The organism is Streptomyces sp. NPDC004542, from assembly GCF_040610035.1.
Classification (GTDB): Bacteria; Actinomycetota; Actinomycetes; order Streptomycetales; family Streptomycetaceae; genus Streptomyces.
Genome location: NZ_JBEXLP010000061.1, coordinates 12,188 through 24,008 on the forward strand (window position 1 = coordinate 12,188; position 11,821 = coordinate 24,008).

The following is an 11,821-nucleotide window of genomic DNA, read 5'->3' on the forward strand; positions in this document are numbered from 1 at the left end:
ATCGGCTGAGCCGGCCCGGCCGGCTCGGCGCGCCCGGCCGGCTCAGTCGGCGAATGTCGCCATCAGCGCCTCCGCCAGTCCCGGCACCAGGTCGGGGCCGGTGAGAACCTCCGTCGGGGTGTCCTTCTCGCGCAGCCGCAGCGCCGACTCGCGGGTGCCGTCGCGCAGCACCGCGACCGTCATGCGGACCTCCTGGCGCTCGGGGTGGGCGGCCACCCACTTCGCCAGCTTCGCCTCGTTCAGGCCCTCGGGGACCTGGGCCTCGGCGGCCGGCGGCAGCATCAGGCGCTCCACCGTCAGCGCGCAGCCGGCCACCGCGTCGGGCCAGGCGATGGTGCCGAGGAACTCGTCGAGCGGCCGGTCCGTCGGCACCTCGTCCTGCTCGATCGGGGTGAGACCGGTGGTCTGCGGTCCCTCCTCCAGACCGAGCTGCGCCGCGAGCGAGGGTTCCTGGGCCCGCAGCCGCGCGGTGTCGACGAGGGCGAAGAGGCGAGCGGGCTGGTCCCAGCCGAGGCCGGAGGCGTACTCGTCGATCTCGAGTACGGCCCGGGTGAGCGGGCTCGCTGCCATGGGAGTGTTGGACATGGTCACAATCCTGCCTCGTTCCCGGCCGGAATCGGGAACCGAGTAAACCGTGAGTAAGTTGCATAGGTGTGGGACCGCGATCACGGGGGACCACGGACGGCCCGAGAACATCAGGGCCTGACGGATCGACAGCGAACATCGAGGGGCGCACCTTGGCTTTCCAGATGCCGGACCGCGGCGGAGGCCCGACGGGGCCGCGGATCAGAGTGGGCCGCCCGTCCAGGCGCGCCCGGACCCTGCTCATGACCCTGGGGGTCCTCGCCGCGCTCGGCATGGCGTTCACCATGTTCGCCGGCTTCTGGACGGACTGGCTCTGGTACCGCTCGGTGCACTACTCGTCCGTCTTCACCACCACACTGTGGACGAAGACCGGCCTGTTCTTCGTCTTCGGGCTGCTGATGGCCATAGCGGTCGGGTTCAACATCTGGCTGGCCCACCGGATGCGGCCCCCGCTGAGCGCCATGTCCATGGAGCAGCAGAGCCTGGACCGCTACCGCATGGGCATCGCGCCGTACAAGAAGTGGCTGCTGGCCGCCATCACCGCCCTGGTGGGACTGATCGCGGGCGCGTCCGCGGCCGGCCAGTGGCGGACCTGGCTGATGTGGGTCAACGGCGTGCCCTTCCACCAGAAGGACCCCCAGTTCCACCTGGACGTCTCGTTCTACGCGTTCGACCTGCCCTGGTACCGGTTCCTGCTCGGCTTCGGCTTCGCCGCCGCGATCCTGTCCCTGATCGCCGCCGCGCTCACCCACTACCTGTACGGCGGGCTGCGCGTCACCAGCCCCGGCGCCCGCGCCACGGCCGCGGCCACCGGACACCTGTCGGTGCTCCTCGGCGTCTTCGTCGCCCTGAAGGCGGTCGCCTACTGGCTCGACCGGTACGGGCTGGCGGTCAAGTCCAGCGACTTCAAGGCCACCGGCAACTGGACCGGCCTGAGGTACGTGGACGCCAACGCCTACCTGCCCGCCAAGACGATCCTGTTCTGCATCGCCGCCATCTGCGCCCTGCTGTTCTTCGCCACCCTGTGGCGGCGCACCTGGCAGCTGCCCGTGATCGGCTTCGGCCTGATGGTCCTCTCCGCGATCCTCATCGGCGGCCTCTACCCGGCGATCGTGCAGAAGTTCCAGGTCCAGCCGAACGAGCAGGCCAAGGAAGCGCCCTACGTCGAGAAGAACATCAAGGCCACACGCAAGGCGTACGGCATCGACGACGCGAAGGTCTCCGAGTACGCCGGCCGGAGCACCACCGAGGACAAGACCACCCTGCGCGACGACGTCGGCAAGGCGGCGAGCATCCGGATCCTCGACCCGAACATCGTCTCGCCCACGTTCCAGCAGCTGCAGCAGATGCGGAACTACTACGGCTTCCCGACCAACCTCGACGTCGACCGGTACACCAAGGACGGCAAGGACCAGGACACCGTCATCGGCCTGCGCGAGCTGAACCTCGACGGCATCCCGAAGAAGAACTGGATCAACAACCACTTCCGCTACACCCACGGCTACGGCGTGGTCGCCGCCAAGGGCACCGAGGCGGACTCCGAGGGACAGCCGGTCTTCACCGAGTACGACCTGCCCGCCAAGGGTGACCTGCCCAAGTACCAGCAGCGCGTCTACTACGGCGAGAAGACCACCACGTACTCCATCGTCGGCGGCCCCCAGAAGGAGGTCGACTACTCCGACGACACGGGCGAGAAGACCACCAGCTACCGGGCCAAGAGCGGGGTCAGCCTCTCCAGCCCGGTCAACCGCGCCGCCTACGCGGTGGCCTTCAACGAGCCGCAGATGCTCTACTCGGGCGCGATCGGCGAGGGCTCGCGGATCCTGTACAACCGCACGCCCAAGGAGCGCGTCGAGGCGGTCGCCCCCTGGCTGACCATCGACGGCGACGCCTACCCGGCGGTCGTGGACGGGCACATCCAGTGGATCGTCGACGCGTACACGACGACGAACGGATACCCGTACGCCTCCCGTACGACCCTCGGCGACACCACCGCCGACTCGCTGACCGCCACCAACGACAACCGCGCGGTGGTGGCCCAGCAGAACCAGGTCAACTACATCCGCAACTCGGTGAAGGCGACCGTCGACGCGTACACCGGCGACGTCAGGCTGTACCAGTGGGACACCGCGGACCCGGTCCTGAAGACCTGGATGAAGGCGTTCCCGGGCACGGTGAAGCCGAAGAGCGCCATCTCCGACTCCCTGATGGCCCACCTGCGCTACCCGCAGGACCTGTTCAAGGTCCAGCGCGAGCTGCTCACCCGCTACCACGTGACCGACGCGCAGACCTTCCTGACCGGCAGTGAGGTCTGGCAGGTGCCGGACGACCCGACCAACAAGTCGGGCAACGCGGTGCCGCCGTACTACCTGAGCATGAAGGTGCCCGGCCAGGCGTCGCAGGCGTTCTCGCTGTCGACGACGTTCACGCCCAACGGCCGGGACAACCTGAGCGCCTTCATGTCGGTCGACGCCGAGGCGGGCTCGGGCGACTACGGCAGGATCAGAATCCTGAAGCTGCCGACGAGCACGACGGTCGACGGACCGAAACAGGTCCAGAGCAAGTTCAACTCCGAACAGGACATCGCCGCGGCCATCAAGCTGCTCAAGGGCGGCGACTCCGACATCGAGTACGGCAACCTGCTGACCGTGCCGCTCGACGGGGGCCTGCTGTACGCGGAGCCGGTCTATGTGCGCGGCGGCGGGCTCAAGTACCCGCTGCTGCGGAAGGTGCTGGTGACCTACGGGGGCAAGACCGCCTTCGAGAACACCCTCGACGACGCCCTCAACGTGGTCTTCGGAGCGAAGCCGTCGACCACACCGTCCGACACGGACACGGACACGGAGACCGGCACCGGCACCGACAACCCGCCCACGTCCGGCAACCCGACGGTCCAGCAGGCCCTGAAGGACGCCCAGAAGGCGTTCGACGAGGGCCAGGAGGCCTTGAAGAAGAACGACTGGACGGCGTACGGCCAGGCGCAGAAGGACCTCGAGGACGCACTGCAGCGGGCCGAGAAGGCGCAGTCCCGGTCCGGCAAGGCCGGCGGCGGCTGACCGGGCCGGTCAACGGTCACCCCGCGCCGTGATACGGTTGAGTCACAACGGCGCGGGGTGGAGCAGCTCGGTAGCTCGCTGGGCTCATAACCCAGAGGTCGCAGGTTCAAATCCTGTCCCCGCTACTGCAATCGAAGGCCCGGATCCTTGACTGGATCCGGGCCTTCGTGGTGTGCGCAGGTGCGGCGAACGCATGTATCGGCGCGCGGACCCGCCGCGCCGCCGTGGGGAGTTCGGTGATCTGTGTTTGACTTGTCTCTCTGTGGGCATGTCGACAAAACGCTGAAGTGACCTCACGGGCTGCGGTATTCCGGGTGTACCCCGGTTGTAGGTGGTGCGACGATGGACGTTATGGGGGACAAGGCATCTCTGTGGGAGACAGGGCCTTTTGTGCAACCTGCAGCCTTTGCGCAGGATGCCGACTTCGTGCTGCCCGCCGACCTCGTGCCGTCCGCCGACCGTGACGAGGCGGGTGAGGTCGCGGAGGAGGCGCGTCAGCGGCTCGCCGCGCAGGCCGGTGACGCCGAGGCGATGAGCGTCCTCGGGGCCATGCTGCTGCGCCGCGGCGACCTCGACGGAGCCGAACCCCATCTGCGTGCCGCCACGGCGGCCGGTGACCGGGCCGCCGCCAACAACCTGGGCGTCCTCCTGCACCAGCGCGGGTACGCCGACGAGGCCGCCGGATGGTGGCGCATCGCCGCCGTCGCCGGTTCCGCCGCGGCCGCGCACGCGCTGGGACGGCACCACCGCGAGCGCGGGGACGAGCCCGCGGCCGAGTACTGGCTGCGCCAGGCCGCCGAACAGGGACACGTACTCGGCGCGTACGCGCTCGCCGACCTGCTCGAACACCGCGGGGACGCCGGCGCCGAGCGGTGGATGCGGGCCGCCGCCGAGCGCGGCCACCGGGAGGCCGCGTACCGGCTGGCGCGCGCCCTCGACCGCAGGGCCGCGCACGAGGAGACAACCGCGGCCGGCCACGCCGCCGAGGAGGCCGAGCAGTGGTACCGCCAGGCCGCCGCGCGCGGACACCGGCGGGCGGCGCTGCACCTCGGCGCGATCCTGGAGAAGCGCGGCGAGCTGAAGGAGGCCGGGCGCTGGTACCTGACCTCCGCCAAGGACGGTGAGGCGCGTGCCGCCTGCGCGCTCGGCTTCCTGCTGCGCGACGCCGGGGACACCGAGAGCGCGGCCGTGTGGTGGCTCAGGGCCGCGCAGGACGGTGACGGCAACGCGGCCAACGCGCTCGGGGCGCTGCACGCCGAACGCGGCGAGACCCAGACCGCCGAGCGGTGGTACCGGGCGGCGACGGACGCCGGTGACGACAACGGCGCCTACAATCTCGCCCTGCTCTGCGCCGAGCAGGGCCGGACCGCCCAGGCCGAGCAGTGGTACCGGCGGGCCGCGTACGCCGGGCACCGGGAGGCGGCGAACGCCCTCGCCATCCTGCTGCTGCAGGGCGGCGACACGACGGGCGCGGAGCCGTGGTTCTCCAAGGCGGCCGAGGCCGGCAGCGTGGACGCCGCGTTCAACCTGGGCATCCTGTACGCCGGGCGGGGCGAGACCGCCGTCGCGCTGCGCTGGTACGAGCGTGCGGCCGCCGCCGGGCACACCGAGGCGGCGCTGCAGGTCGGGATCGCGCGGCTGCGGGAGGGTGACGAGCAGGAGGCCGAGCGGCATCTGCGGTGTGCGGCGGGCGGCGGCAGCGCGGAGGCCGCGTACCGGCTGGCGACCGTGCTGGACGCGCGGCGGCCCGCCGAGCCGGCGCACGAGCTCGGTGAGGCCGTGCACGAGAAGACCGAGTGCGAGGAGTGGTACGAGCGCGCGGCGTGCCAGGGGCACCGGCGGGCGCAGGTGCGGGTCGGGATGCTGTCGGCGGCCCGGGGGGACGTGGTCGAGGCGGCACGGTGGTACCGGGAGGCGGCTCAGGCCGGGTCGCGCAACGGGGCGTTCAACCTGGGGCTGCTGCTGGCCCGGGAGGGCAGTGAGCCCGAGGCGGCGGTGTGGTGGGAGCGGGCCGCCGACGCCGGGCACGGGCGGGCGGCGCTTCGGCTGGCCCTGGTCTACGCGCGTCGGGGAGAGCTGGCGGTCGGCCAGCGCTGGGCCGACCGGGCGGTGACGCTCGGGCCCGCGGCGGTCGCGGAGCGGGCGGCGCGGTTGCGGGACGCGCTGCGGGAGGAGCTGTCCGCGTAGCGCCGGCCGACGGCATGCGCAAAGGCGGGTGATCCCGAGCGATTTGCTTCCCGGCGCATCCCTCACGTAGTGTCTGGTTCATCGACGCGGGGTGGAGCAGCTCGGTAGCTCGCTGGGCTCATAACCCAGAGGTCGCAGGTTCAAATCCTGTCCCCGCTACTGAAGGCCGAGGGCCGGAATCCAGAAATGGGTTCCGGCCCTCGGTGTTGTGACGAGTCGGCTGGTGTCGTGACGAGTCGACATCGCGGAAAGCCCCGGTACCCATCGGTGCCGGGGCTTCGCGGTGCTCGCGGTCCGAAGGCTAGGCCGCCGCGCAGTTCGGGCACACGCCGCGGTACGTCACCTCGACGTCCGAGACCGTGAAGCCGAAGCGCTCCGAGTCGGGGAGGTCGGCCAGCGGGTTGCCGATCGGGTGGACGTCCTTGATCGCGCCGCACCGGGCGCAGACCAGGTGCTGGTGCGGCCGGTGCGCGTTCGGGTCGTAACGCTTGGCCCGCTGGTCGGTCGAGACCTCGAGCACCTCGCCGAGGGAGACCAGTTCGCCGAGCGTGTTGTAGACCGTCGCCCGGGAGATCTCGGGCAGCTTGGCGACGGCCCGGGCGTGCACCTCGTCGGCCGTCAGGTGGACGTGTTCGCCGTCGAGGACCTCGGCCACGACGCGTCGCTGCGCGGTCATCCGCCATCCGCGTCCGCGCAGCCGATCCAGAAGGTCGCTCATGCGAACCAGCGTAACAGCAAGAGGACCAGTTTCCGAACGGGTGTGAGTTTGGAGCTCTACTTGACTTGGACTTTGTCCAATATAGGATCGAGCCTGACTTTGGGCTGAGTGGCAGGAAGGAAACGGCAGTGACGCAGGAGGCGGACGTGACGCGGGGACCGCTCACGACGGAGGCCGGTGCGCCGGTGGCCGACAACCAGAACAGCGAGACCGCGGGCGTCGGCGGCCCGGTGCTCCTCCAGGACCAGCTCCTTCTGGAGAAGCTGGCCCACTTCAACCGCGAGCGCATTCCGGAGCGCGTGGTGCACGCACGGGGCGCCGGCGCCTACGGCACCTTCACGGTGACCGCCGACGTCACCCCGTACACGCGCGCCGGCTTCCTCTCCGAGGTCGGCAAGCAGACCGAGGTCTTCCTCCGCTTCTCGACCGTGGCGGGCAACCTGGGTGCACCTGACGCCGTCCGCGATCCGCGCGGTTTCGCGCTGAAGTTCTACACCGAGGACGGCAACTACGACCTCGTCGGCAACAACACCCCGGTGTTCTTCATCAAGGACGCCATCAAGTTCCCGGACTTCATCCACACCCAGAAGCGCGACCCGTACACGGGCTCGCAGGAGGCGGACAACGTCTGGGACTTCTGGAGTCTGTCCCCCGAGTCGTCCCACCAGGTGACCTGGCTGTTCGGGGACCGCGGCATCCCGGCCTCCTACCGTCACATGGACGGCTTCGGCTCGCACACCTTCCAGTGGAACAACGAGGCGGGCGAGGTCTTCTGGGTCAAGTACCACTTCAAGACCGACCAGGGCATCAAGACCCTGACCGCCGAGGAGGCCGGGGCCCTCGCGGGCAAGGACCCCGACTCCCACCAGCGCGACCTGCGCGAGGCCATCGAGCGCGGCGAGTACCCGACCTGGACGGTCGGCGTGCAGATCATGCCCGCCGCCGAGGCCCCGGCCTACCGTTTCAACCCCTTCGACCTGACCAAGGTGTGGCCGCACGCGGACTACCCGGTCGTCGAGATCGGCAAGCTGGAGCTCAACCGCAACCCGGAGAACATCTTCGCCGAGGTCGAGCAGTCGGTCTTCTCCCCGGCGCACTTCGTGCCCGGCATCGGCCCGTCCCCGGACAAGATGCTCCAGGGCCGCCTCTTCGCCTACGGCGACGCGCACCGCTACCGCGTCGGCATCAACGCCGACCATCTGCCGGTGAACCGCCCGCACGCGGCCGAGGCGCGCACCAACTCCCGTGACGGCTACCTGTACGACGGCCGGCACAAGGGCGCCAAGAACTACGAGCCGAACAGCTTCGGCGGCCCCTCCCAGACGGACCGCCCCCTCTGGCAGCCGGTCCCGGTCTCCGGCGTCACCGGCGACCACGAGGCCCCGGTGCACGCCGAGGACGACGACTTCGTCCAGGCGGGCAACCTCTACCGGCTGATGTCCGAGGAAGAGAAGGAGCGCCTGGTCCGGAACCTCGCCGGCTCCCTGGCGCAGGTCTCGCGAAACGACATCGCCAAGCGCGCGATCGACAACTTCCGCCGGGCCGACGGGGACTTCGGCAAGCGGCTGGAGACCGCGGTGCCGGCCCTGCGCGGCTGACGCGCACCGGTGACGGGCCGGGCTCCCCCGCGGGGCCCGGCCCGTTCCGTGTTCAGGCCGGGACGACGTGTGGCCGGGCCGGTGCCCAGCAGCGGATGATGTCGCGCACCGAGACGATTCCGGCGGGCTCCCCGTTGTCCAGGACGACGAGGTGGCGGAAGCCGCCGTGCGCCATGGCGCGGGCGGCCTCCTCCAGGGTCCAGGTCGGTGCGGCGAACACGACGTTGTTGGTGGTGTGGGCGTGGATGCGTTCGGTGTCCGGGTTCTGGCCGAGGCCTACGGAGTTGAGGATGTCCCGCTCGGTCAGGATCCCGATGCCGCCGGCCTCCGGATCGAGGACGATGGCGGCGCCGATCCGGCGGGCGGACATCAGGGCGGCGGCTTGGCGGAGGGTGTGGGCGGGGCCGACGGTGAGGACCACCGTGCTCATGGCGTCACGGACGAGCATGGGATGGAGGCACCTCCTACGAATCCGATGAACCCGTGAAGGACATGGTTCATCGATTCACAAGTTCACAAACGAGGGTGCTCTCAGGGTCCCAGGTAAAGGACGGGTCAACAAGGGGGCGCACGCGGCCAGTTGAGGGCGCGCGTGATCGTCCCGTGGGACTCAGTAGCGCTGGTTGAGATACCCCAGCAACTCGTCGTGCAGCAGGCCGTTCGACGCGGCCGCGTTGCCGCTGTGCGGGCCGGGGCGGCCGTCGAGGCCGGTGAAAGTGCCGCCGGCCTCGGTGACGACGATCGCGGTGGCGGCCATGTCCCACAGGGACAGCTCGGGCTCGGCGCAGAGGTCGACCGAGCCCTCGGCGACCATCATGTAGGGCCAGAAGTCGCCGTACGCGCGCGTGCGCCAGACCTCGCGGGTGAGGTCGAGGAAGCCGTTCAGCCGGCCCTGCTCCTCCCAGCCGCTGAGCGAGGAGTACGCGAAGGAGGCGTCGGCGAGCTTCGACACGCGGGAGACGTGCATACGGGTGGCGGAGGTCAGGCTGCGGCCGGTGAAGGCGCCGTGGCCCTTCGCGGCCCACCAGCGGCGGCCGAGGGCGGGTGCGGAGACCACGCCGACGACGGGCTGGTAGCCGCCCTCGCCGGCCTCCATCAGGGCGATGAGGGTGGCCCAGACGGGAACGCCGCGCACGTAGTTCTTGGTGCCGTCGATCGGGTCGATCACCCAGCGGCGGGGCCCGGTGCCCTCGACGCCGTACTCCTCGCCGAGGATCGCGTCCCTGGGGCGGGCACGCTGGAGCTGGCCGCGGATGAGCTCCTCGGCGGCCTTGTCCGCCTCGCTCACCGGGGTCATGTCCGGCTTGGTCTCCACCTTGAGGTCGAGAGCCTTGAAGCGAGCCGTCGTCGCCGCGTCGGCCGCGTCCGCGAGGACGTGGGCCAGTCGGAGGTCGTCGAGGTAGTCGGGCATGCAGGAACCGTATCCGGGCGACTCGGGGCGGTGCTACCGGGGGCGGGGGGTACGAGGGGGCACGGGGGCACCGGACCGGGGCGCGGAGGTCAGCGGAGGACACGCGCATGCCGGTACGAAGGCGCCCCCTGGTGCCTTCGTGAACCCTTGACAGTGCCTGTGCGCGCGTCAAATCTGGGCGCAGAGCCGCTCGCCCGAGGGAGGCGATGATGCCTGCAGCGCGGGAATCCCTGCTGGACGCCGCCTACACGGCGCTTGCGCGCCGGCCGTGGTCCGCCGTACGGATGGTGGACGTGGCCGCGGCGGCCGGAGTGTCCCGGCAGACGTTGTACAACGAGTTCGGCAGCAAGGAGGGGCTCGCCAGAGCGCTGGTCCGGAGAGAGGCCGACGGGTACATCGCCGGGGTGGACCGGGCGCTCGCCGCGCACGCCGACCCGTGCGACCGGCTCACCGCCACCGCCGAGTGGATGACGTCGGCCGCCCGGGACAACGCGCTGGTACGGGCCATGCTCACGGGCTGCTGGAGCGAGCGCCTGCCCGCGCCGGCGCTGTCCGCCCTGTCGTCCTCCTCCGCCGTACCGGCGCAACGCCGGGCGGACGGCCCGCTGCCCTCGCCCGGCGACTTCGTGCGGATCGTGCGCGACCGGGCGGTCGCGGTGCTGGCCGGTCCCGGAGCGGGCCCGGCGGACACCGCCGAGCTGGCCAGGTCCTGTGAACTCGCCGTACGGCTCGCCCTGTCCTGCGTCGCGGCTCCGCCGGGGGCGGACGGGGTCGCGGAACTGGTGCGTGAGGCTCTGGCCCGACAGTCGGCGTGAGGCGTGGCTGCGGCGAGCCAACCTCCGTGGACAGAACACCTAGTGCGCCGAGCCCGACAGTTGCAGGCCGATCACGCCGGCGATGACCAGGCTGATGGAGATGATCTTCAGCGCGGAGACCAGGTCGCCGAGGAAGACCATGCCGTAGATCGCGGTGCCCGCCGCGCCGATGCCGGTCCACACCGCGTAGGCCGGGCCGACGTCCAGTTTCCGCAGGGAGAGGGTCAGCAGGCCGAAGCTGCCCAGGGCGAAGCAGGCGAAGGCGATCGTGGGCCACAGGCGGGTGAAACCGTGCGACAGCTTGAGGCAGACGGCGAAACCGGTCTCGAGCATTCCGGCCACGATGACCAGCAGCCACGCCATGTGCTGTCCTCCCGTAGGTCCGGCTCGGTGCGATTATGCACTTACCGGGCTCGCGTGCCGCCAAACAACGCGGCCGTCAGTCGCCTTCCGTGCGCTCCCGGGTGGCCAGCAGCCTGCGCAGCGAGTAGAGCCGTGCCGGATCGGCGTGGCCCTCGGCCACCCAGGCGTCCAGCGCGCAGTCCGGTTCGTCGTGACTGCACGCGCGCGGGCAGCCCGCCGTGCCGGGTTCGAGGTCCGGGAAGGCGTGGATGACGCGGGAGGGGTCGATGTGCGCGAGGCCGAAGGACCGTACCCCCGGTGTGTCGATCACCCAGCCCCCGTCGGCCGCCAGGGGCAGGGCGAGGGCCGACGTGGTGGTGTGACGGCCGCGGCCCGTCACCGCGTTCACATGGCCCGTCATGCGCCGGCGCTCCTGGGGGACCAGCGCGTTGACGAGGGTCGTCTTGCCGACGCCCGAGTGGCCGACGAAGGCCGTGATCCGGCCGTCCAGATGCTCCCGCACCCGGTCGGCCGCACCGCCGTCCTCCAGTTCCTCGCGGTTGGTGACGACGTAGGGGATGTCCAGGGCGCCGTACAGCTCCAGCAGCTTGTCCGGCGGTGCCAGGTCCGACTTGGTCATCACCAGGAGGGGCTCCAGGCCGCCGTCGAAGGCCGCGACCAGGCAGCGGTCGATCAGCCGCGGCCGCGGCTCGGGGTCGGCCAGGGCCGTGACGATCGCCAGCTGGTCGGCGTTGGCGACCACCACCCGCTCGTACGGGTCGTCGTCGTCCGCGGTGCGGCGCAGCAGCGACGAGCGCTCCCCGATGCGGACGATCCGCGCGAGGGTGTCCTTCTTCCCGGACAGGTCACCCACCAGCGCCACCCGGTCGCCCACCACCGCGGCCTTGCGGCCCAGCTCGCGGGCCTTCATCGCCAGCACCGTACGGCCGTCGACGAGGCAGGTCAGCCGGCCCCGGTCGACGGTGAGGACCATGCCCTCGGCCGCGTCCTCGTGCTTGGGGCGGATGTGGGTGCGGGGCCGGTTGCCCTTGCGGTTGGGGCGGGTGCGGATGTCGTCCTCGTCGGTGTGCTTGCCGTAGCGGCGCATG

At 70.9% G+C, this 11,821-nt stretch carries 10 protein-coding genes and 2 tRNA genes; 6 read left to right on the forward strand and 6 right to left on the reverse strand.

Annotated elements, in window-relative coordinates:
* Window positions 1-42: 42 nt before the first annotated feature.
* Window positions 43-585, reverse strand: coding sequence for a PPA1309 family protein (locus tag ABZX30_RS26820; protein ID WP_355937822.1), 543 nt, complete (start codon window positions 583-585; stop codon window positions 43-45).
* A 164-nt stretch (window positions 586-749) separates the two neighbouring features.
* Here ABZX30_RS26820 and ABZX30_RS26825 point away from each other — a divergent pair, with 164 nt between their 5' ends.
* From ABZX30_RS26825 to ABZX30_RS26840, 4 genes are all read left to right on the forward strand, one after another.
* On the forward strand, window positions 750-3,641 hold the full coding sequence (locus tag ABZX30_RS26825) for a UPF0182 family protein (RefSeq protein ID WP_355937872.1): 2,892 nt from the start codon (window positions 750-752) through the stop codon (window positions 3,639-3,641).
* Window positions 3,642-3,692: 51 nt separating this feature from the next.
* Window positions 3,693-3,766: transfer RNA gene (locus ABZX30_RS26830), tRNA-Met, on the forward strand.
* A gap of 217 nt (window positions 3,767-3,983) precedes the next feature.
* Window positions 3,984-5,828, forward strand: a complete 1,845-nt coding sequence (locus ABZX30_RS26835) for a sel1 repeat family protein (protein WP_355937824.1) — start codon at window positions 3,984-3,986, stop codon at window positions 5,826-5,828.
* An 85-nt stretch (window positions 5,829-5,913) separates the two neighbouring features.
* A tRNA-Met gene (locus ABZX30_RS26840) sits at window positions 5,914-5,987 on the forward strand.
* Between the two features lie 142 nt (window positions 5,988-6,129).
* Here ABZX30_RS26840 and ABZX30_RS26845 read toward each other — a convergent pair.
* Complete coding sequence (locus ABZX30_RS26845; protein WP_355937826.1) at window positions 6,130-6,546, reverse strand: Fur family transcriptional regulator; 417 nt, start codon at window positions 6,544-6,546, stop codon at window positions 6,130-6,132.
* Window positions 6,547-6,692: 146 nt separating this feature from the next.
* Between ABZX30_RS26845 and ABZX30_RS26850 the strand changes: the two genes are divergently transcribed.
* Window positions 6,693-8,144, forward strand: a complete 1,452-nt coding sequence (locus ABZX30_RS26850; protein ID WP_355937874.1) for a catalase — start codon at window positions 6,693-6,695, stop codon at window positions 8,142-8,144.
* A 52-nt stretch (window positions 8,145-8,196) separates the two neighbouring features.
* On the opposite strand, the gene ABZX30_RS26855 is transcribed toward ABZX30_RS26850, so the two are convergent.
* Both ABZX30_RS26855 and hisN read right to left on the reverse strand, forming a co-directional pair.
* A complete protein-coding gene (locus ABZX30_RS26855; RefSeq protein WP_355937828.1) occupies window positions 8,197-8,592 on the reverse strand; it encodes a CBS domain-containing protein in 396 nt (131 codons plus the stop codon).
* A gap of 162 nt (window positions 8,593-8,754) precedes the next feature.
* Window positions 8,755-9,555, reverse strand: coding sequence for a histidinol-phosphatase (hisN, locus tag ABZX30_RS26860; protein ID WP_355937830.1), 801 nt, complete (start codon window positions 9,553-9,555; stop codon window positions 8,755-8,757).
* 209 nt (window positions 9,556-9,764) lie between these two features.
* On the opposite strand from hisN, the gene ABZX30_RS26865 reads away from it, so the two are divergent.
* Window positions 9,765-10,370 carry a helix-turn-helix domain-containing protein gene (locus ABZX30_RS26865; RefSeq protein WP_355937832.1) on the forward strand — a complete coding sequence of 202 codons (606 nt, stop codon included), beginning with the start codon at window positions 9,765-9,767 and terminating at the stop codon, window positions 10,368-10,370.
* A 39-nt stretch (window positions 10,371-10,409) separates the two neighbouring features.
* Here the strand turns inward: ABZX30_RS26865 and ABZX30_RS26870 are convergent, their stop codons facing one another.
* Window positions 10,410-10,733 (reverse strand): multidrug efflux SMR transporter, encoded by a 324-nt coding sequence (locus tag ABZX30_RS26870; RefSeq protein WP_355937834.1) that lies wholly within the window; start codon window positions 10,731-10,733, stop codon window positions 10,410-10,412.
* A 76-nt stretch (window positions 10,734-10,809) separates the two neighbouring features.
* Window positions 10,810-11,820 (reverse strand): ribosome small subunit-dependent GTPase A, encoded by a 1,011-nt coding sequence (gene rsgA, locus ABZX30_RS26875; RefSeq protein ID WP_355937836.1) that lies wholly within the window; start codon window positions 11,818-11,820, stop codon window positions 10,810-10,812.
* Window position 11,821: the final 1 nt, after the last annotated feature.